We start from the raw sequence: 21259 nt of genomic DNA, 5'->3' as shown, positions 1-21259 counted from the left end.
GGCTTACTTGGCGTTGGCCGCGTTGGCCGGGGCGTTGGCACCCAGCGCGATCTTCAGCAGGTCGGCCACGGTGTTGGCGTTGAGCTTTTCCATCACGTTGGCGCGGTGGGCTTCCACGGTCTTGATGCTGATGCCCAGGTCGTCGGCGATCTGCTTGTTCAGACGGCCCGCCACGATGCGTTCGAGCACCTGCGCTTCGCGGGTGGTCAGGCGCGACAGCAGAGCTTCGCGGCTGGCGGCTTCTTGCGACTGCGAGAAGGCGGTGCGGGCCTCATCGAGCATGCGCTCGACCAGGGCAACCAGTGCGTCTTCCTTGAAGGGCTTCTCGATGAAATCCATCGCGCCCTTTTTCATGGTGTTCACGGCCATGGGCACGTCGCCGTGGCCGGTGATGAACACGATGGGCAGGGGCGACTTGCGCTCAAGCAGCTTGTCTTGCAGTTCCAGCCCGCTCATACCATCCATGCGGATGTCGGCGATCAGGCAGGCGACTTCACGGGGGTCGAAGCGTGCCAGGAAGGATTCTGCAGAGTCGAAACAGCGAACACGGTAGTCCTTGCCTTCCAGCAGCCATTGCAACGAGTCGCGCACGGCCTCGTCGTCATCAACCACATACACAGTGCCTTTTTTCGGGATCAAGCTCATGGTTATTCGGCAAGTAAATCGGTGGGAAAAGGAAGACCTGTGTCGGCCTCATCGCAGTTGTCGATCGGAAGGGTGAACGTGAAACGACACCCCATGACCATCTGTCCATTGTAGATGTTCTCGGCCTTGATCCGGCCGTGATGCGACTCGATGATCGATCGGCACAAGCTCAGGCCGATGCCCAGGCCCTCGGCCTTGGTGGAGTGGAAAGCCTCGAAGAGGCGGGCAAGCATGTCTTCACGCATGCCGGGCCCCCCGTCGGAGACGGTGAACTCGACCACATCGCCCTGGTCTTCGAAATAGCGTTGTTGCACCCGCAGATCAATGTGGCGGCGCGATTGGGGTGTTTGCGCCGAGTCGATGGCCTCGGCTGCGTTTTTCAGGAGGTTCAGCAGCACCTGCTCGATCAGGATGGGGTCGGCCATGATCGTGGGCAGGCGGTTGGCCACCGTCGAGTTGAGGGTGACGCGGCGACGTTTCATCTCGAACACGGCCAACTCCAGCACAGCGTCGGTGATGTCACGCACGCGGGAGGGTTGGCGCTGCGGCTCGCTGCGTTTCACGAACTGGCGGATGCGGTGGATGATCTGGCCGGCTCGCTGGGCTTGCCGCGATGTTTTCTCCAGCGCACCAACGAGTTGTTCGTTGTCGATGTTGCCAGCCTGCACCCGGCTGATCATGCCGCTGCAGTAGTTGGAAATGGCGGCCAGAGGCTGGTTCAGTTCATGCGCCACCGTGGAGGCCATTTCACCCATGGTGATGAGCCGGCTGGTGAACTGCGACTTCTCGGCCTGGCGTGCCGCAGCTTCTTCAGCCTGTTTGCGCGCAGTGATATCGGTGGCGATCAACATTTGAGCCAGGTTGCCGTCCGTCCACTGTACGTAGCGGGCACGCACGTCGAACCACTTTTGCACGTTGTCCATGTAGACCTCATGCGTGTCGCTGCCGGCATCGGTGAGCTTCTGGGTGGGCAGGCCGCCAAAGTGGTCGACGGACTCGTCGCCGTCGATGACCTCGTCGGGCATGACCTGACCGCCGGTGAGTTGCACGTGGGCCTCTGGGTTGCCGCCAAACCAGATGCGGTAGGAGCGGTTGGCAAACAGCATTTCACCACGCTGAACCGACATCACAGACACCGCCGCGTCCAGGCCTTCCAGCACCGTGGTGAAGCGCTCGTGCGCCGCTGTGAGCTGGTCACGCACCCGCTTGGCTTCGGTGATGTTGGTGACGGAGGTCATCCAGCCGGTCTGGTTGCCCTCGGCGTCGATCAGGGGGGAGACGTACATGCGCGCATCGAACTGGCTGCCGTCGCGTCGCTCCATGTTGAGTTCAACGCCCCCTGTGGGGCTTCGACCCAGCAATTCCTGCTGGAACATGCGGTGGAATTCGTCGATGCGGTCGCGTGGCCAGTACGGGTAGGGCGGGCGGGCGCCGATGAGTTCGTGCTCGGCAAAGCCTGTCATGGCACAGAAGGCCGGGTTGACGTAGGTGATGCGCCCCTCCAGATCGATGGTGCGCATGCCGGTGAGCATGGAGTTTTCCATGGCGCGCCGGAAGTTGGTTTCCTGCACCAGGGCCTTCTGGATTTCGGCGCGCCGACGCATGTGGCGCAGGGTGCCCACCAGTGTCCAGACGGTGAGCAAGGACAAGGCGACCACCATCCAGAACAAGGTGCTCCCCACCAGGCTGGAAGAGGTCTTGAACCCCATGCCGCGCAGCAGCAAACCGTTGCCGATGGGAGTGACGATGACGTCGTGAACAAAGCTGGGCTTGGCGGATCTGGATGTGACGGCACCCACCGAACTGGTGATCAGGTCACCGTCGGCTCGCACCAGGCTCATGGCATGACGTTGCAGGATCTCTTGCGGCACCTGGTGGCGCATGAGCGTTTCCAGGGAGTACTCGGCAATCAGCGCCCCCGCAAAGCCTTGCCGGTCCATCATGGGCAGATGCAGTTGAATCGCCTTGATGCCTGCGGTGTTGAGGAAGGGCTGGGAGTAGGTCGGCTGGTTGCGCTCACGCGCTTGCGCAAAGGCTTGGCGGGTCTCGGGCGCCTTGTGCAGAGGGGTGTAATGATCTGCCTGGTTTTCGAGGGGGTCGCGGTCAATGGGCTGTCCGGATTCAAGGGACAGGGTGAGCGTGGTGCGCACGGCCTTGACCTGTTCGTCGGCCTGCACCCAAGACAGGCTCAGCACCTCAGGACGAGGGCGCACAAAGTCGCTGGCCTGGAGCATGAACTGCTCGACGGAGATGGCCTTGAAATTGACGTCGCGTGCCAGGCGTTGCACATGCTCCTGGTTCTCGATGAGGCGTAGCCGCAACTGTTGTTGTACGACCTCGGTGTCGCGTTTGACCGACTCTTGTTCGCGCTCCAGTTCTTCGTTGCGCAGATACCAGAAGGCGGCAATGATCACCGCCAAAAAGAGCAGCACAGACACCAGAGGACCGAGTGTGGCGTAGCGGTCTTGCTGGCTGGGGCTTTGTTTGCGCCACCAGCGCCAGAAAAGGCGGTTGGGCGTGTCGGCCTGCGGTGCGCTGGGCGAGGGTGTCGGGACGTGATGAGGTGCCGGAAATGCCATGGTGCTGATTATCTGTCGGCGCGGACCGCCCAAAGGGATGGCACTTATCGCTTATATTTTCGGAAGTTTCGCAATGCCACCCTGTTGCGCAAACGATTCGTAGTGTCGGGGCTTTGCCGTTTACCCACGGACCAAAACCCTGGCGACCACCCTTAAATGAGTGGCTCGCCGCTATCAACAATTTGGAGACTTCACCCATGTCTGCTCAAGATCCCATGGCGTCCGCCCCTCAGGACCAGGATCCCCAAGAAACCCGAGAGTGGCTGGACGCTTTGTCCGCCGTCATCGACACCGAGGGCCGCGCCCGCGCCCACCAACTCCTTGAAAACGTGCTCGACCATGCCCGCCAGGCAGGGATCGACATGCCTTTCTCGGCCAACACGGCGTATGTCAACACCATTCCGGTGGAAGACGAAGCTCGCTGTCCCGGCAATATCGAGATTGAGGAGCGCTTGCGCTCTTACATGCGCTGGAACGCGATGGCGATGGTGGTCAAAGCCAACCGCCACAACCCGGAAGACGGCGGCGACCTGGGTGGCCACATCGGCTCTTTCGCGTCGCTGGCCAGCCTGTTTGGCGCCGGTTTCAACCATTTCTGGCACGCCGAAAATGAAAACCACGGCGGCGATTGCATTTATTTCCAGGGCCATGTGTCGCCTGGCGTGTACGCCCGCGCCTTCCTCGAAGGTCGTCTGACCGAGGAGCAGCTGCTCAATTTCCGCCAAGAGGTGGACGGCAAGGGTCTGTCGAGTTACCCGCACCCCAAGCTGATGCCCGAGTTCTGGCAGTTCCCGACGGTGTCGATGGGCCTGGGGCCCTTGATGGCGATCTACCAGGCGCGGTTCCTGAAGTACCTGCACGCTCGCGGCATCGCCGACACCAGCAATCGCAAGGTGTGGGTGTTCTGTGGTGATGGTGAGATGGACGAGCCCGAATCGCTGGGCGCCATCGGTCTGGCCGCACGCGAGGGGCTCGACAACCTGATCTTCGTGGTGAACTGCAACCTGCAGCGCCTGGACGGCCCGGTGCGTGGCAACGGCAAGATCGTGCAGGAACTGGAAAGCGAGTTTCGCGGCTCGGGCTGGAACGTGATCAAGCTGCTGTGGGGCAGTGACTGGGATGCGCTGCTGGCCAAGGACAAGGATGGCCTCATGCGCAAGATCATGATGGAGATCCCGGACGGTGACTACCAGGCCATGAAGGCCAACGACGGCGCCTTTGTCCGCAAGAACTTCTTCGAGCGTGATCCGCGTGTGGCAGCCCTGGTCGCCAACATGACCGATGAGCAGATCTTCTCGCTGCGCCGTGGGGGGCATGACCCGCAGAAGGTGTACGCCGCCTTCCACCGTGCGGTCAACCACAAGGGTCAACCCACCGTGTTGCTGGTCAAGACGGTCAAGGGCTATGGGATGGGCAAGGCCGGTGAAGGCAAGAACACCGTTCACCAGACCAAGAAGCTGACGGACGAGGACATCCGCCACTTCCGTGACCGCTTCAACCTGCCGATTCCCGACAGCGAGCTGCCGAAGATCCCGTTCTTCAAGCCTTCGGAAGATTCGCCGGAGATGAAGTACCTGCACGAGCGTCGCAAGGCACTGGGTGGCTACCTGCCGCACCGCCGTGTGAAGGCCGACGAGCAGTTCACGATTCCGCCTCTGGAGACCTTCAAGGCGGTGCTGGAGCCGACGGCCGAAGGCCGCGAGATTTCCACCACTCAGGCTTATGTGCGTTTCCTGACGCAGTTGCTGCGTGACCAGGCCCTGGGCCCCCGTGTGGTGCCCATCCTGGTGGACGAGGCCCGTACCTTCGGCATGGAAGGCCTGTTCCGTCAGGTCGGCATCTACAACCCCGCAGGTCAGCAATACACCCCGGTCGACAAGGACCAGGTGATGTACTACCGCGAGGACAAGGCCGGTCAGATCCTGCAGGAAGGCATCAACGAAGCCGGCGGCATGTCGAGCTGGATTGCGGCCGCGACGAGCTACAGCACGAGCAACCGGATCATGATCCCGTTTTACGTGTACTACTCGATGTTCGGCTTCCAGCGCATCGGTGACCTGGCCTGGGCGGCCGGTGACATGCAGGCGCGTGGCTTCCTGCTGGGCGGCACCTCGGGCCGGACCACGCTGAACGGCGAAGGTCTACAGCACGAAGACGGCCACAGCCACATCCTGGCGGGCACCATCCCGAACTGCGTGTCGTACGACCCGTCGTTCGCGCATGAAGTGGGCGTGATCCTGCACCACGGTCTGAAGCGCATGGTCGAGAACCAGGAGAACGTGTTCTTCTACCTGACGCTGCTCAACGAGAACTACGCGATGCCGGGCCTCAAGCAAGGCACGGAAGAGCAGATCCTCAAGGGCATGTACCTGCTGCAGGAAGGCGAAGCCGGCAAGACCTGCGTGAACCTGCTGGGTTCGGGTACGATCTTGCGCGAGTCGATCGCGGCCAAGGCGCTGCTGGAGTCCGACTGGGGCCTGTCGGCCAACGTGTGGAGCTGCCCGAGCTTCAACGAACTGGCCCGCGATGGCCAGGACGCCGAGCGCTACAACCTGCTGCACCCGCTGGAAACGCCCAAGGCATCGTTCGTCGCTCAGCAACTGCAGCCGTTCGACGGCCCGGTGGTGGCTTCGACCGACTACATGAAGGCCTACGCCGAGCAGATCCGTCCCTTCATTCCGAAGGGCCGCAACTACAAGGTGCTGGGCACGGACGGTTTCGGTCGCAGCGACTTCCGCAGCAAGCTGCGCGAGCACTTCGAAATCAATCGCCATTACATCGTGGTTGCCGCCCTCAAGGCGCTGGCCGACGATGGCAAGTTGCCGCTGGCCAAGGTGGCCGAGGCCATTCAGAAGTACGGGATCAAGGCCGACAAGGTCAACCCACTGTACGCCTGAGGCTCTCAGACACCGAACCGAGGCCCCAGCCCTGCGCCACCGATGTGCGCGGGCGGGGGCTGTCGAACCAACGTATGACGTCGTCCTGAATGGAGACACAAAATGGCATTGATTGAAGTGAAGGTCCCTGACATTGGGGACTTTGATGAAGTGGCAATCATCGAGGTGCTGGTGAAAGCTGGCGATACCGTGAAGGCCGAGCAGAGCTTGATCACGGTGGAGTCGGACAAGGCTTCGATGGAGATTCCGTCTTCCCACGCTGGCGTGGTGAAGGAGTTGAAGGTCGCCCTGGGCGACAAGGTGAGCGAAGGCTCGGTGGTGCTGGTGCTGGAGGCGGCCGAAGGCGCTGCTTCGGCTTCGGCTCCGGCAGCGGCGCCTGCTGCGGTGGCGGCACCGGCTGCGCCAGCCGTGGTTGCGTCGGCGCCTGTGGCCGCCGCGGTGGCTGCCCCGGTGGCAGCATCTGGCCCGATCGAGGTGGTGGTGCCAGAAATCGGCGACTTCGATGAAGTGGCCGTGATCGAGCTGCTGGTCAAGGTGGGCGACACCGTCAAGGCCGAGCAAAGCCTGATCACCGTGGAGTCGGACAAGGCATCGATGGAGATTCCGTCGTCGCACGCCGGCGTGGTCAAGAGCCTGCTGGTGAAGCTGGGTGACAAGGTGGCCAAGGGCACCCCGATCGTGGTGTTGGAAGGCGCTGCTGGCGCGGGGGCTGCGCCGGCTGCTGCGCCTGTGGCTGCTCCGGCAGCCAGCGCGCCTGTGGCGGCGGCACCTGCTGTCGTCGCAGCGCCCGCTGTGGCCGCTTCGGCCGTGGCGACCCTGCCGGCCCATCAGCCTGGCTCGCCGTCGGCCGCGCTGCCGCACGCATCCCCCAGCATCCGCAAGTTTGCGCGAGAGTTGGGTGTGCCGCTGGCCGAGGTCAAAGGCTCCGGGTTCAAGGGGCGCATCACCCAGTCTGACGTGCAGAACTTTGTTCGCAACGTGATGACGGGTGGTTTGCAGACCTCGGCCCAACAAGCCAAGGCCCCGGCTGCCGCGGCATCGGAAGGCGCTTTCCCCGGGCTGCTGCCTTGGCCGAAGGTAGACTTCGCCAAGTTTGGCCCGATCGAGCGCAAGGACCTGTCGCGCATCAAGAAGATCTCGGGCGCCAACCTGCACCGCAACTGGGTGGTGATCCCGCACGTCACGAACCACGACGACGCGGACATCACCGAGCTGGAAGCCTTCCGCGTTCAGTTGAACAAGGAAAACGAGAAGTCCGGCGTGAAGGTCACGATGCTGGCCTTCATGATCAAGGCGGCCGTGGCAGCTTTGAAGAAGTTCCCCGAGTTCAATGCCTCGCTGGATGGCGATCAGCTGGTGCTCAAGAACTACTTCCACATCGGCTTTGCGGCGGACACGCCCAATGGCCTGGTGGTGCCGGTGATCAAGGATGCCGACAAGAAGGGCATTTTCCAAATCAGCCAGGAAATGGCAGAGCTGGCCAAGAAGGCGCGCGACGGCAAGCTGGGTCCGGCCGACATGACCGGTGGTTGCTTCTCGATCTCGTCGCTGGGCGGCATCGGTGGCAAGTACTTCACCCCCATCATCAATGCGCCTGAAGTGGCCATCATGGGCGTGTGCAAGAGCACCATCGAGCCGAAGTGGGATGGCAAGGCCTTCCAGCCGCGCCTGATGTTGCCGCTGTCGCTGTCGTGGGACCACCGCGTCATCGACGGTGCGGCGGCTGCCCGCTTCAATGTGTACTTCGCGTCGCTGCTGGCGGACTTCCGCCGCATCGTGCTGTGATCGGGAGCGCGACATGGCATTGATTGACGTACAAGTTCCCGACATCGGTGACTTCAAGGACGTGGCCATCATCGAGGTGCTGGTCAAGCCCGGCGACACGGTGAAGGCCGAGCAAAGCCTCATCACGGTTGAGTCGGACAAGGCTTCGATGGAGATTCCTTCGTCGCACGCCGGTGTGGTGAAGGAGCTCAAGGTGGCTTTGGGTGACAAGATCAACCAGGGCACGGTGATCTTGACGCTGGAAAGCGCGGACGCAGGGGCCGCGGCCTCTGCAGCACCCACTGCAGCTCCGGTGATTGCTCCGACTTCGGCACCTGTGGTCGCGGCGGCACCTTCGGCGCCCGCAGTCGTGGCTCCGGCTCCGGCTGGCAGCTACACCGGCCCGGTGGACGTGGAATGCGATGTGGTCGTGCTGGGCGGTGGCCCGGGCGGCTACTCGGCCGCATTCCGTTCGGCCGACTTGGGCCTGAACACCGTGATCGTCGAGCGTTACGCCACCCTGGGTGGCGTGTGCCTGAACGTGGGTTGCATCCCCTCGAAGGCGCTGCTGCACGTGGCCGCCGTGATGGACGAGGTCCGCCACCTGGCCGATGCCGGCGTGGAGTTCGCCGAGCCCAGCGTGAACATCGACAAGCTGCGTGGCCACAAGGAAAAGGTCATCGGCAAGTTGACCGGCGGCCTGGCGTCCATGGCCAAGATGCGCAAGGTCACGACCGTGCGCGGCTATGGTGTCTTCCTCGATCCGTATCACCTGAAGGTCGAAGAGACCACGGGCACGGGCCAAGAGAAGACCGGCTCGGCCAAGGTGGTGCGTTTCAAGCGCGCCATCATCGCGGCCGGCTCGCAGGCGGTGCGTCTGCCGTTCTTCCCGCAAGACGAGCGCATCGTGGACTCAACCGGGGCGCTCGCGCTTCAGGGCGTGCCCAAGAAGATGCTGATCGTGGGCGGCGGCATCATCGGCCTGGAAATGGGCACGGTGTATTCCACGCTGGGCGCACGTCTGGACGTGGTCGAGATGATGGACGGCCTGATGCAGGGCGCTGACCGGGATCTGGTCAAGGTCTGGCAAAAGATGAACGCGCCGCGCTTCGACAACATCATGTTGAAGACCAAGACGGTGGGGGCCGAGGCCACGCCCGAAGGCATCAAGGTGAAGTTTGAGGCGGCCGACGGTACCCTGAGCGAGCAGACCTATGACCTGGTGCTGCAGGCGGTGGGGCGCACGCCCAACGGCAAGAAGATCGACGCGGACAAGGCCGGTGTGGCCGTGTCTGACCGTGGCTTCATTCCGGTGGACGTGCAGATGCGCACCAACGTGCCGCACATCTTCGCCATTGGCGACCTGGTGGGGCAGCCCATGCTGGCGCACAAGGCTGTGCACGAGGCGCATGTGGCCGCCGAAGTGGTGGCGGGTGAACTGCTGGGTGACGAGAAGCTGGCCAAGACCCAGTTCGATGCCCGCGTGATTCCGAGCGTGGCTTACTCCGATCCGGAAGTGGCGTGGGTGGGCTTGACCGAGGACCAGGCCAAGGCTCAGGGCATCAAGGTCAAGAAGGGGCTGTTCCCGTGGTCGGCATCGGGCCGTGCCATTGCGAACGGTCGCGACGAGGGCTTCACCAAGCTCTTGTTCGATGACAGTCCTGAGGCTCACGGCCATGGTCGCATCCTGGGTGGTGGCATCGTCGGCACGCATGCGGGCGACATGATCGGCGAGATCGCGCTCGCCATCGAGATGGGGGCCGACGAGGTCGACATCGGCAAGACCATTCACCCGCACCCAACGCTGGGTGAAAGCATCGGCCTGTGTGCCGAAGCGGCTCACGGCAGTTGCACCGACTTGCCGCCGGCACGCAAGCGCTGACCTTGAGGCGCTGAAGCTGGCGCGCCCGCGTGTCAGTGAAAGTCCCGGCTGTGGGTGCTCAGGCGCCCCAGCAGGGGCGTCAGGTCGCGCAGGCGATGCGCCACCAAGTGGCGTACCTCGCCTTCACGCTGCCATACCCCATAGACCGCCAGCAGCCGTGAGTGCACCAGCTCGCGTCGCTGGCGTTCTTTCAGGGCCGGCCACACGATCACGTTGACCGTGCCGGTTTCATCTTCCAGCGTCACGAAGACCACGCCCGAGGCGGTGCCCGGTTGTTGCCGCACGGTGACGATGCCGCAGGCGCGCGCCAGTCTCCCATTCGGAAAATCACGCAACTCGGCGGCACTGAGCAGGCGCTGGGCGCTCAACTGTGGACGCAGCAAGGCCAAGGGGTGCCGGCGCAGCGTCAGGCCTTGAGAGGCGTAGTCAAAGACGATTTCTTCGCCTTCGGGCGCCGCGGGCAGGGCCAAGGGCACTTCGGCCACCGGCGCTTCGCGCAACAGCGGCGGCGCACGGTGCAGGGCCGACGCCTCCCAGACTTGCTGGCGGCGGTGGCCGGAGAGGCTGATGAGCGCATCGCCAGCGGCCAGGGCGCGCAGGGTGCGCTGATCGAGGTCGGCGCGGCGGGCGAGGTCGTCCACGTCGGTGAAGGGGGACTGTTGGCGTGCGGCCACGATGCGTTGCGCCACGTCGGGGGACAGCCCGGCGAGCAAGCGCAAGCCGAGTCGAACCGCCGGCTCACTGGGCGGAGTACCCGGCTCCAGGCTGCAATCCCAGGTCGAACACATCACGTCAGGTGGGCGCACTTCCACGCCATGTCGGAGCGCGTCCTGCACCAACTGGCTGGGGGAGTAAAAGCCCAGCGGTTGCGCGTTCAGCAGGCCCGCCAGGAAGGCCGCCGGTTCATGGCATTTGATCCAGGCGCTGGCGTACACCAGCAAGGCAAAGCTTGCCGCGTGGGATTCGGGGAAGCCGTAGGAGCCAAAGCCTTCGATCTGCTGGCAGATCTGCTCGGCAAATTCGGGGCTGTACTGGTTGGCGCGCATGCCGGCCTTGATGCGCTCCTTGAATTTGTGCACATCGCCCTTGCGTCGCCACGCGGCCATCGACCGGCGCAGATCATCGGCCTCACCTGCGGTGAACCCCGCCGCGATCATCGCGATCTGCATGACCTGTTCCTGAAAAATCGGCACACCCAGGGTGCGCTTCAAGGCCGCCTGCAGGCCACGGGGGTAGTCGACCGGCTCCAGTCCCTGGCGGCGGCGCAGATAGGGGTGGACCATCCCGCCCTGGATCGGCCCCGGTCGCACCAGGGCCACTTCCACCACCAGATCGTAAAACTGGCGGGGCTTCAGACGCGGCAGCATGCTCATCTGCGCCCGGCTTTCAATCTGGAAGACGCCGATGGTGTCGGCCCGGCACATCATCTCGTAGCACGCGGGGTCTTCACGAGGGATGTCGGGCAGGTCAAAGCGCTGGCCCCGCCATTGGCCGATGAAGTCCATCGCCTTGCGCAAGGCCGTGAGCATGCCCAGCGCCAGCACGTCCACCTTGAGCAGGCCCAGCGCGTCCAGGTCGTCTTTGTCCCACTGGATGACGCTGCGGTCGGGCATGTTCGCGTTCTCGATGGGCACCATGCGACACAGCGCCCCACGCGAGAGCACAAAGCCGCCGGTGTGCTGGCTCAGATGGCGCGGAAAGCCCACCAGCGTGCGCGTGAGCTCCAGCCACTGCTGAACGCGGCGCGTGCTGGGGTCCAGGCCGACTTCTTGCAGGCGTTCGGCCAAGGCGGCGTGGCTGTCCCACCATTGCAGGTTGCCGCTGGCACGCTCGATCTCGTCCGGACTGAAGCCGAGGGCCTTGCCCACATCGCGCAAGGCGCTGCGGGTGCGGTAGGTGATGACGGTGGCCGTGAGCGCGGCCCGGTCGCGTCCGTAGCGGCTGTACAGATACTGGATGACCTCTTCACGGCGCTCGTGCTCGAAGTCCACGTCGATGTCAGGCGGCTCGTTGCGCTCGCGTGAGATGAAGCGCTCGAACAGCAAGGTGCTCTGCTCGGGGTCGACTTCGGTGATGCCCAGGGCATAGCAGACCACCGAATTGGCCGCGCTGCCTCGACCCTGGCAGAGGATGTGGCGCGAGCGCGCAAAGCACACGATGTCGTACACCGTCAGGAAGTACTTTTCATAGCCGAGCTCGGCGATCAGAGTGAGTTCGGCCTCCAGTTGGGCGCGCACCCGAGGCGGCACGCCCTGCGGATAGCGTCGGTTCAAGCCAGCCTCACTGCTTTGCCGCAGGTAGCTGCCGGGTGTTGCCCCCTCGGGCACGACTTCGTCTGGGTATTCGTAGCGCAGCTCGTCCAGGCTGAACGCGCAACGTGCCGCCACATCCTGCGTTGCTTGCAACAGGTCGGCGGGATAACGCTGGGCCAGTCGCAGTCGGCTGCGCAGATGGCGTTCGGCGTGGCGCTCCAGTTGCAGGCCGCAGTCGCTAAGCGGACGCCGCAGGCGGGTAGCGGTGAGCACATCCTGCAAGGGCTTGCGAGAGCGCAGGTGCATGTGCACGTCGCCCGTGGCCACCAGGGGCACCTGCTCGGTCTCGCCAATCTGGCGCAAGGTGCGCAGCCACACGGCATCGTCCAGATGGTGGTGCAGAGCCACGCCCAGCCAGCATCGGTCGGCAAAATGGCGGCGCAGCCAACGAGCCTGCTCGGCCACGACCTCGGGGGCGCTGTGTCGCTGCGGGATCAGCAGCACCAGACAGTCGCCCCAGGCCGAAGGCCGGATGTCTTCGCGGGTCAAAGGGGCGAGTCCTTTGCCTTGGCCAGTGCGACGCAGCCGGGTGATGAACTCGCACAGGAGGCCGTAGCCAATGCGGTGACAGGCCAGCACCACCAGCTTGAAAGGCGTCGCGTCTGCCACCTCGAACTCGCTGCCCAGCAGCAACTGGAAGGTGTCGGCGCCGGGCACACCGGCCTCCCGAGCCTTGCGCAAAGCCAGGTGCGCACGCACCACGCCGGCCAGACTGGCCTCGTCGGTCAAGGCCAGACCTCGGTAGCCCAGTGCCAGGGCGCGCTCGATCAGTTCTTCCGGGTGCGAGCCACCGCGCAAAAAGGAGTAGTTCGAGACCGCATGCAACTCGACGTAGTCGGGCAGGGGTGTCGCGCGAATGAGCGCGCGGTTCATGGCGGGCTTCATCCCACGTCAGGCAAACAGTCCATGCAGAAACCAGGCTGGGGCAGATGTGTTGCCGGTGTGTCGGGCACGGAACACCCACAGTAGTCCGGCACCTGGGCTGCTGGCCAGGTAATAGTCGCGTGCGCAGGCACTGTCTGGTGAGGCAGTATCCCACCAGCCGGCTTCGACCCGGTGTGGGCCGGCCAGCCAGTGCAGTCGCCCTTGGTAGTGCGGGTGCTCGCGCAGCCCCTGGGCATCGGCGACCATGGTCAAGGGCATTGGGGCCTCCAGCACCCAACTGGGCTGAGGCCAGGGGGGCAGGGCTGGGTGCTGGGCGACGGATGGGGCCTGTGCGCCCGGTGAGGTCGGCAAGGCCGCTTGCCAACGCTGGGCATGTTCCAGCCTGTGGTCGGCGTAGAGTTGCCCAGTCTGCACCCGTTCTGCTCCCAGGCGGGCGCCCAGGCGATCGAGCAGCGTCCACAGGGCTTCGCGCTGGGCCCGCTGCGCGGTGGGCGTGAGCAGGCTGCCGGGCTGGGCGGTGAGCTGTTCGCCACCCTGTTCCGGGAACAGGCTGTGGCTGTGCGCCACCAGCGGGGCGATCTGTTCGGCCCTTAGGCTGAGCTCTTCCACCGGCGCCTCCAGCGTCACATGATGCAGGTGCTCGCTCAACAATGCCGCGAGGCGCTCCACGTCGCGCGATGGACTGGACAAGCGCACAGTGTGTTGCCCTGAATGGGCTTGATGGCGTCGTAGACCGTGGTGCCAGCGCAGGGTGAACGACTCGACCCCCGCGTGCTGACCGGCCAGCCAGGCACACAGCCGATGCAGCAACACGCGGGCGCCATGCAGCAGCGCCATCGCTGACTCCACCCGGCCGGGCAACTCCAGCCGCTCATCGAACACCTCGGGCAGCGTCAACCAGGACAAGGGCAGGGGGCTGAGCCCGTAAGCCTGGTCCAGTGCCCGCAGCGTGGCCGCATCGAAACGCCGGCTGACCCCGCCACGGGGCAGGGCCCGGACATCGCCCAGCGTGCGACACCCCAGACGTGCCAGGGTGCCGGCGTGGGGGCGCAGCGCGCTCAGGGTGCTGAAGGGCAAGGCGTCCAGCGCCTGCGTCGACGCGTCAGGGGTAGCGTCCTTCGCAGCCACAGGGCCCGCGTTCAGGCGATGCCGTGCCAGGCACAGAGCCGCCAAAGCATGGGGTGCAAACGCCCAAGCCGCAGCCCCTTGTCTTTGTGCCCCGTCGCTCAAACGGGCGCGCAAGGCCTGCGCACCGCCAAACAAACGCTCGGATGCGCGGTATTCCAGCACCACCGCCTCTTCCAGTTGCGCCACACGCGGGGTGAACTGCAAGGCCCACCAACCGAGATGCTGCGCGTCCAGCATGGGGGATGGTGGTGAGGCACCGTCCTCCACGTCATGCCGAGAGGCCGGCAACAAGGCCATCCAGTTCTGCATGAGACCTCTGTGTCAACGTGGACGCCTCCCCGCGCCGGTGGGCTTGGGCGGCAAGGGCTGTGGGTAGGTCTGCCGCCAGGGGCTGCACCGAGGGGATGGCCCCTGTTGGCACAGACCACAGTTCAGCCAAGCCGCGAGGCCAATGCGACAACACAACCGGCTCCGCCAGCAAGGGCCCCCGGCGTTTGATCACATGCACCTCCAGCGGATGAGGGCAGGGCCCCAAGGCCAGATGCAGGCGCAAGGGCGCAGCCGACGACTCCTGGGCCGCACGCACCGGGCGGAAGGCAAAAAACAAACCGGGATGCTGAGCCGCACAAGCCTGCAAGCGCCGGATCTGCTCGGGCCTGGCCTGCGGCAACCAACTCAGCACCGCCGTCACACACTGCGCCTTCAAAGCCTGCTCGGTGGCCCACAAACGCTCCGCAGGGGCATCGGCGTCGATGCGAATCACCCGCTCAGGCTGGATGCCCTCACGCGCCAAACCTGGCAGATAAGGCAAACGTGGCGCTCCGATCAACAACACCGATCCGCCTTGCGCCACCAGGCGTGCCAGGGCTGGGGTCAGCAGGCGCCACTCTCCCAGGCAAGTTTGGGCTTGCAGGATCTCGGTCAGGCTGTGACAAGGCCAGCCCCCGCCTGGCAATACTGCATCCAGGGCCGCATGCCCACTGCTCAGTACCGACGCCTGATGGTGCCCCATGACTTCGCCACGCCACACCAGCGCAGCCAGATGCGGCGGCAGTACCGCAGGCGTGAGGGCGCTGCGGTCGGCGTGGACAAGATGTTTCAGGGTGGACATTGCAAAATACTGTATGAATGTACAGTATATTAGCGCTCAATCCAGCCCACGTCCAGAGACCGAAGGTCACAAACGGAAACGGCAGCCTGAATCGCTGCCGTTCTTCAAAAATACACTCCCGCAGGTCAGATCGCTGGTTTGCCCGACTCCAAAGCCACTGACTTGAGCATGTCCAGCGTCACCACCTCCAGCGCACGCTCATGCGTCGCCTCCAGCGACACCGGTGGCGCCACACCCGCTTCCCAGGCCTCACGCCAGCGCAGTGCGCACAGACACCAGCGGTCACCCGGCTTCAAGCCCGGGAAGCGCCATTCCGGTCGTGGGGTGACCAAATCATTGCCTCGGCTGCGCGAAAAGTCCAGAAACGCCTGGGTCATGCGGGCACACACCACATGCAGGCCCGCGTCGTCTTCACGCGTGCGGCAGCAGCCATCCCGAAAGTAGCCCGTCACCGGGTCATACGAACAGGCCCGCAACGGCCCGCCCAGCACATTGCGACCCGCAGTCAACTCCACGCTCATTCACTTCTCCTGCATATCCAGGCCAACTCAGGCCTGGCCGGGCTTCTTCAGCAAAGTCATGGCGGTGCCAATCAGGGCGGACACCTCGCTCATGTTGCCCGGGACGATCATCGTGTTGTTCTTCTGTGCCAACTGGCCATAGGCCTCCACAGCCTTTTCGGCCACCTTCAGATTCACGGCTTCCTGGCCACCGGGTTGGCGGATGGCTGCGGCAATCTTGGCAATGGCGTCAGCGGTTGCATCGGCCACCGCGGTGATGGCGGCGGCTTCACCCTGTGCCTTGTTGATCTCTGCCTGCTTTTCACCCTCGGAGCGGGCGATGTAGGCCTCGCGCTCGCCGGTGGCGATGTTGATCTGCTCCTGACGACGGCCTTCCGATGCGGCAATCAGCGCGCGCTTCTCACGCTCGGCCGTGATCTGCGCTTGCATGGAGCGCAGGATTTCTGCTGGCGGCGTCAGATCCTTGATTTCGTAACGCAGCACTTTCACGCCCCAGTTCAGCGCGGCTTCGTCCAGCGCATTCACCACGGCCGCGTTGATCATGTCCCGCTCTTCAAACGTCTTGTCCAACTCCATCTTGCCCACCACCGAGCGCAGCGTCGTCTGCGCCAATTGGGTGATGGCCACAATGTAGTTCGACGAGCCATAACTGGCCCGCATCGCATCGGTCACCTGGAAATACAGGATGCCGTCCACCTGCAACTGCGTGTTGTCCTTGGTGATACAGACCTGGCTGGGCACATCCAGCGGCACTTCCTTGAGCGAATGCTTGTAAGCCACCCGGTCAATGAAAGGCAGGACCACATTCAGCCCGGCGGTCAGCGTGCCGTGGTACTTGCCCAGACGCTCCAGCACCCAGGCGCTTTGCTGTGGCACGACCTTGACGGACTGCACCACAAAAACCACGGCGATGATGAGAAAGAGGATGGCGATTTCCATGGTGATCAGACCTTTTCCAGAAGAAGGAGGTTGCCTTGCAAGGCACAGATGCGATACGAGCCCGGCTCGGGTTGAGCCAAGTCAGCAGATTGCTGCAAGCGCGCCCGCCAAGGTGCGCCACGGTAAGTCACATGCGTCGTGCCATCGGGCTCCCAAGCATGGACCTGAACCACCTGGCCCAGGTCCAGTTCAAGATCCGGTGCAGCCTGCGCACCCAAAGGCTGAGCGCCTTGGCGCTGCTGACGCTGCCGCTTCCAGAAGTACCAGCCTCCTGCCGTCAAAGCCGCCACCACGGCGGCGGCAGTCAACTGAACCTCGGTCTGGAGGCCTGCATGCGCGGCCAACGCACCCGCCACGGCCCCCAGCGCAATCATCAGCAGGTAAAACGTGCCAGTCGCCAGTTCGGCCACCACCAGCACGCCTGCCATCAGCCACCATTGCGTACTTTCGTCCACAAATCACTCCTTCATTTCTTGTTCTGTCCTCGGCATTGAGGCAGAGGCCGAGCAAATTCATCATATCGCGCGCACAAGGTGGGCAGATGACATGCAAGGCGCCTACACTTCGCATTTTTCAGTAATTCTTGTTGGTGGGTGGCCCATGCTGCGATTTCACTTCCCCATCGTCATCATTGACGAGGACTTCCGCTCCGAAAACACCTCGGGCCTGGGCATCCGCGCGTTGGCCGACGCCATCACGAAAGAGGGATTTGAAGTCCTGGGCGTGACCGGCTACGGTGACCTGTCCCAGTTCGCTCAGCAGCAAAGCCGCGCCAGCGCCTTCATCCTGTCCATCGACGATGAAGAGTTCACCCAAGGTCCCGACCTGGACCCGGCCGTTCTGAACCTGCGCAAGTTCATTGAAGAAATCCGCTTCAAGAACAACGACATCCCCATCTATCTGTATGGCGAGACGCGCACATCCGAGCACATCCCCAACGACATCCTGCGCGAACTGCACGGCTTCATCCACATGTTCGAGGACACGCCCGAGTTCGTGGCGCGTCACATCATCCGTGAAGCCAAGAGCTACCTCGACGGCCTGGCCCCCCCGTTCTTCAAGGCGCTGATGGACTACGCCCAGGACGGGTCGTACTCCTGGCACTGCCCCGGCCACTCCGGCGGCGTTGCCTTCCTGAAGAGCCCCGTGGGCCAGATGTTCCACCAGTTCTACGGTGAGAACATGCTGCGCGCCGACGTCTGTAACGCCGTGGAAGAACTCGGCCAGCTGCTCGACCACACCGGCCCGGTCTACGAGTCCGAGAAGAACGCCGCGCGCATTTTCAACGCCGACCACTGCTTCTTCGTCACCAACGGCACGTCCACCTCCAACAAGATGGTGTGGCACCACACTGTGGCCCCCGACGACATCGTCATCGTGGACCGCAACTGCCACAAGTCCATCCTGCACAGCATCATCATGACCGGGGCCATCCCCGTCTTCATGACGCCCACGCGCAACCACTTCGGCATCATCGGCCCGATCCCCAAGAGCGAGTTCGAGCCAGCGGCCATCCGCAAGAAGATCGCCAACAACCCGCTGCTCAAGGGTGTCGATCCTAAGACCGCCAAGCCGCGCATCATGACGCTGACCCAGAGCACCTACGACGGCGTGCTCTACAACACCGAAACCATCAAGGGCATGCTCGACGGCTGGGTGGACACCCTGCATTTCGACGAAGCCTGGCTGCCCCACGCGGCCTTCCACAAGTTCTATGGCGCCTACCACGCCATGGGCAAGAACCGCGCGCGTCCCAAAGAGGCCGTGGTGTACGCCACCCAGTCCATCCACAAACTGCTGGCCGGCATCAGTCAGGCCTCGCAGGTGCTGGTGCAGGACTCGCAGCAGATCAAGCTCGACCGCAACCTCTTCAACGAGGCCTACCTGATGCACACCTCCACCTCGCCGCAGTACGCCATCATCGCCTCGTGCGATGTGGCCGCGGCCATGATGGATCGCCCCGGTGGCACCGCCCTGGTGGAAGAAAGCATCAAGGAAGCACTGGACTTCCGCCGCGCCATGCGCAAGGTCGACAAGGAATACGGCAAGGACTGGTGGTTCAAGGTCTGGGGTCCGGACAAGATCGCTGCCGACGACATCGGCAAGCCGTCTGACTGGGTGCTCAAGGCCAACGAGAAGTGGCACGGCTTCGGCAACCTGGCCGAAGGCTTCAACATGCTCGATCCCATCAAGTCGACCATCATCACCCCGGGCCTGGACGTCTCGGGTAAGTTCGCCAAGACCGGTATTCCGGCGTCCATCGTCACCAAGTTCCTGGCTGAGCACGGCGTGGTCGTCGAAAAGACGGGCCTCTACAGCTTCTTCATCATGTTCACCATCGGCATCACCAAGGGCCGCTGGAACACCATGCTGACTGCGCTGCAGCAGTTCAAGGACGACTACGACAAGAACCAGCCCCTGTGGCGCGTCGTGCCGGACTTCTGCAAGAAGTACCCGCGCTACGAGCGCATGGGTCTGCGTGACCTCTGCCAGAGCGTGCACGAAGCCTATGCCCGCGGCGACATCGCCCGTCTGACCACCGACGTGTACCTGTCGGGCCTGGAGCCGGCCATGAAGCCGTCGGACGCCTACGCCTGCATCGCCCGTCGCCAGACCGAGCGCGTGGACATCGACCAGCTGGAAGGTCGCATCACCACCGCGCTGCTGACCCCGTATCCTCCGGGCATCCCGCTGTTGATCCCGGGCGAGCGCTTCAACAAGAAGATCGTGGACTTCCTGAAGTTCGCCCGCGACTTCAATGACGCTTTCCCCGGCTTTGCCACCGATGTGCACGGCCTCGTCGCCGAAGACCTGCCGGGCGGCGGCAAGCGCTACTACGTGGACTGCGTCAAAAGCGAAACCTGATCAGGCTCGCAATTTGAGACCACCGGCTTCACGGCCGGTGCCAGCGCCCAATTGCACCTGAGTGCTGTGGCGGCAAAACTTGCTGCGCATGTCTTGCAGCATGCCGCCCATGCCAGCCGCATCGGCGATGTCGCCACGGTGGCGGTTCAAGAGCATGTCAGCCAAATCCAGCAACTTGGCATTGCTGGTTTGCGAGCCATGCACCACCAGCGCCTTGAGGGCTGCAGTCGGGTTGCCCATACGCACATGCCCCAGCGCTTTCTCGGCCATTTCCAACACCGTCTTGTAGGCCTGCTCCACGATGTCTTTGTAGGGGGCATGCTGTTGCACGGTCATGGCCAGCATGTCGGTCGAAGCCTTGGATGTGCAGAACCGCATCGCCACCTTCTGCACCCAGTCATCGGCCTCGGGCAGTTGCAGTTCGTTCGTGCGCAGTCGAACCAGCAAGCTCAACAAGTTGCCGGCCGCTTCAAAATCAAAATCAGGCTGTTGCGCGTCCAGCACCATGGCTTTGACGATGCGCACCACATCGCTGACCTGCCGCTGTAGCATCAGCCCCAGCACATTGATCAGGCCATGCATGCGCTTGAGTCGGACGCTGTTGGGAATTTTTTCGTAGGCATGTGCCACATTGTCCAGGCAACGCTGAACCCCTTTGTAATCCTTCTCGTCGAATCGGATCTGGGCGAGCATGACCAAGGTCTGATAGTCATACATCTTGGATGACACGCCCAGGCTGGTGGCACGCTCCAAGGCGCGCTGCGCTTCGCTGTTGTCGCCAAGGTAGAAGGCCAGCATGCCCACCTTCTGAAGTCGCGCGATGGACGCGGGAGTCGCCTCGGCGGCCTTCTTGTAAGTCTCCAGCGCTTCTTTGAATTCACCCGCTTGCAACTGAGCTCGGCCCATCACGTCATAGGCATCTGTGAAGGTCGGATGCTCGGCGATCAGACTTTCCAACGTGCGCCGCGCGGGCTGAGGTTGTCCGCCATCCAGTTGCGCGCGGGCAATGCCCAGGCGTGCCCACGGCAAGGCTTTGGTGGCATCAATGGCGTGGAAAAGAGCCTTGGCTTCGTCAAACCGGTTCAGTCGCAGCAGCAACTCTCCCCCGATGCGGGCGGCATACACCCAGTACTCACCGCGGTCGGCAAAGCGATCCAGGCACAACTCAGCCGCTTTCTCGAATTCCTCCGCTTCCAGCGCTGCGAAAATCGGACCCAGTACCACCTTGCGATGTCGGGCCAGGTGCAGGCGTTGAGCCAGTGCGTTCGCAGTGTGGGGCTTCAGCAGATAGCAATCCAGTGCGGATTCGGCTGCCTCTGCCACCTTCACATAGGAAGCCTCGCTGGTCACCATCACAAAAACGGTGGAGTAAGGCAACAACTGGGCCCGTCGCAGGTCGTCCAGCAAGTCCGCGCCGGTCATCCCGCAATCGTCAAAGTGGTAGTCACACAGCACCACATCGAATGAGCGGGTTTCCAGTGCACGTCGCGCTTCCACCACCTTGGAAGCTTGGATGATGCCGGTCAGCCCCAGATCGGCCAGCATGCTTCGCAAGATGCTGCGAGAGGTCTGATTCGTGTCGATGATCAGGGCTTTGCAACTTCTCAGGTCACTGTCAGGTGCCTGAAGTTCGGTAGGCTTGGTCAGGAAGGGCCGCATACGTCAATGGTATGCGATGCACGTGCAATGAAAAAGGCACCCGAGGGTGCCTTCGTGTGTCCGCTTTCGCGA

Annotated in this window: 13 protein-coding genes; 4 read left to right on the top strand and 9 right to left on the bottom strand. The window is 63.4% G+C overall.

Translation table 11 applies throughout. The annotated features are described in order from the left end of the window. Positions 1–3: 3 nt before the first annotated feature. Both WIT60_RS09915 and WIT60_RS09910 read right to left on the bottom strand, forming a co-directional pair. Positions 4–645, bottom strand: coding sequence for a response regulator transcription factor (locus WIT60_RS09915; protein ID WP_320361703.1), 642 nt, complete (start codon positions 643–645; stop codon positions 4–6). 2 nt (positions 646–647) lie between these two features. Further along, positions 648–3224 carry a PAS domain-containing sensor histidine kinase gene (locus WIT60_RS09910; protein WP_339583770.1) on the bottom strand — a complete coding sequence of 859 codons (2577 nt, stop codon included), beginning with the start codon at positions 3222–3224 and terminating at the stop codon, positions 648–650. 197 nt (positions 3225–3421) lie between these two features. On the opposite strand from WIT60_RS09910, the gene aceE reads away from it, so the two are divergent. The 3 genes from aceE to lpdA all read left to right on the top strand — a co-directional run bounded on the left by aceE (position 3422) and on the right by lpdA (position 9767). Continuing rightward, positions 3422–6121, top strand: coding sequence for a pyruvate dehydrogenase (acetyl-transferring), homodimeric type (aceE, locus tag WIT60_RS09905; RefSeq protein WP_339583769.1), 2700 nt, complete (start codon positions 3422–3424; stop codon positions 6119–6121). Positions 6122–6223: 102 nt separating this feature from the next. Further along, positions 6224–7906, top strand: a complete 1683-nt coding sequence (aceF, locus tag WIT60_RS09900) for a dihydrolipoyllysine-residue acetyltransferase (RefSeq protein ID WP_339583768.1) — start codon at positions 6224–6226, stop codon at positions 7904–7906. 13 nt (positions 7907–7919) lie between these two features. Next, a complete protein-coding gene (gene lpdA, locus WIT60_RS09895) occupies positions 7920–9767 on the top strand; it encodes a dihydrolipoyl dehydrogenase (protein WP_339583767.1) in 1848 nt (615 codons plus the stop codon). Positions 9768–9799: 32 nt separating this feature from the next. On the opposite strand, the gene WIT60_RS09890 is transcribed toward lpdA, so the two are convergent. The 6 genes from WIT60_RS09890 to WIT60_RS09865 all read right to left on the bottom strand — a co-directional run bounded on the left by WIT60_RS09890 (position 9800) and on the right by WIT60_RS09865 (position 17118). Continuing rightward, on the bottom strand, positions 9800–12952 hold the full coding sequence (locus WIT60_RS09890) for an error-prone DNA polymerase (protein WP_339583766.1): 3153 nt from the start codon (positions 12950–12952) through the stop codon (positions 9800–9802). Between the two features lie 18 nt (positions 12953–12970). Next, positions 12971–14401, bottom strand: a complete 1431-nt coding sequence (locus WIT60_RS09885; protein ID WP_339583765.1) for a Y-family DNA polymerase — start codon at positions 14399–14401, stop codon at positions 12971–12973. Next, complete coding sequence (imuA, locus tag WIT60_RS09880; RefSeq protein WP_339583764.1) at positions 14361–15203, bottom strand: translesion DNA synthesis-associated protein ImuA; 843 nt, start codon at positions 15201–15203, stop codon at positions 14361–14363. The genes WIT60_RS09885 and imuA overlap by 41 nt, the downstream gene beginning before the upstream one ends. 125 nt (positions 15204–15328) lie before the next feature. Beyond that, positions 15329–15724, bottom strand: coding sequence for a DUF2237 family protein (locus tag WIT60_RS09875; RefSeq protein ID WP_339583763.1), 396 nt, complete (start codon positions 15722–15724; stop codon positions 15329–15331). Positions 15725–15751: 27 nt separating this feature from the next. Next, the gene (locus tag WIT60_RS09870) at positions 15752–16663 is read right to left on the bottom strand and encodes an SPFH domain-containing protein (protein WP_339583762.1); all 912 of its coding nucleotides are present in this window, start codon (positions 16661–16663) and stop codon (positions 15752–15754) included. Between the two features lie 5 nt (positions 16664–16668). Further along, positions 16669–17118 (bottom strand): NfeD family protein, encoded by a 450-nt coding sequence (locus WIT60_RS09865; protein WP_339583761.1) that lies wholly within the window; start codon positions 17116–17118, stop codon positions 16669–16671. Positions 17119–17263: 145 nt separating this feature from the next. Here WIT60_RS09865 and WIT60_RS09860 point away from each other — a divergent pair, with 145 nt between their 5' ends. Next, positions 17264–19528 (top strand): Orn/Lys/Arg family decarboxylase, encoded by a 2265-nt coding sequence (locus tag WIT60_RS09860; protein ID WP_339583760.1) that lies wholly within the window; start codon positions 17264–17266, stop codon positions 19526–19528. On the opposite strand, the gene WIT60_RS09855 is transcribed toward WIT60_RS09860, so the two are convergent. Beyond that, entirely contained in the window at positions 19529–21187 is a 1659-nt protein-coding gene (locus tag WIT60_RS09855) for a response regulator (RefSeq protein ID WP_339583759.1), read from the bottom strand. It lies immediately after the preceding gene. Positions 21188–21259 lie beyond the last annotated feature (72 nt).

The organism is Aquabacterium sp. G14, assembly GCF_037482285.1.
GTDB lineage: Bacteria > Pseudomonadota > Gammaproteobacteria > Burkholderiales > Burkholderiaceae_C > Aquabacterium.
This window is presented reverse-complemented; position numbering and strand designations above follow the sequence as displayed.

Bases quoted from the DNA above. Each gene is read 5' to 3' on its own strand.
- WIT60_RS09915 (WP_320361703.1), bottom strand. From the start codon at position 645: ATGAGCTTGATCCCGAAAAAAGGCACTGTGTATGTGGTTGATGACGAC.
- WIT60_RS09910 (WP_339583770.1), bottom strand. From the start codon at position 3,224: ATGGCATTTCCGGCACCTCATCACGTCCCGACACCCTCGCCCAGCGCA.
- aceE (WP_339583769.1), top strand. From the start codon at position 3,422: ATGTCTGCTCAAGATCCCATGGCGTCCGCCCCTCAGGACCAGGATCCC.
- aceF (WP_339583768.1), top strand. From the start codon at position 6,224: ATGGCATTGATTGAAGTGAAGGTCCCTGACATTGGGGACTTTGATGAA.
- lpdA (WP_339583767.1), top strand. From the start codon at position 7,920: ATGGCATTGATTGACGTACAAGTTCCCGACATCGGTGACTTCAAGGAC.
- WIT60_RS09890 (WP_339583766.1), bottom strand. From the start codon at position 12,952: ATGAACCGCGCGCTCATTCGCGCGACACCCCTGCCCGACTACGTCGAG.
- WIT60_RS09885 (WP_339583765.1), bottom strand. From the start codon at position 14,401: ATGCAGAACTGGATGGCCTTGTTGCCGGCCTCTCGGCATGACGTGGAG.
- imuA (WP_339583764.1), bottom strand. From the start codon at position 15,203: ATGTCCACCCTGAAACATCTTGTCCACGCCGACCGCAGCGCCCTCACG.
- WIT60_RS09875 (WP_339583763.1), bottom strand. From the start codon at position 15,724: ATGAGCGTGGAGTTGACTGCGGGTCGCAATGTGCTGGGCGGGCCGTTG.
- WIT60_RS09870 (WP_339583762.1), bottom strand. From the start codon at position 16,663: ATGGAAATCGCCATCCTCTTTCTCATCATCGCCGTGGTTTTTGTGGTG.
- WIT60_RS09860 (WP_339583760.1), top strand. From the start codon at position 17,264: ATGCTGCGATTTCACTTCCCCATCGTCATCATTGACGAGGACTTCCGC.
- WIT60_RS09855 (WP_339583759.1), bottom strand. From the start codon at position 21,187: ATGCGGCCCTTCCTGACCAAGCCTACCGAACTTCAGGCACCTGACAGT.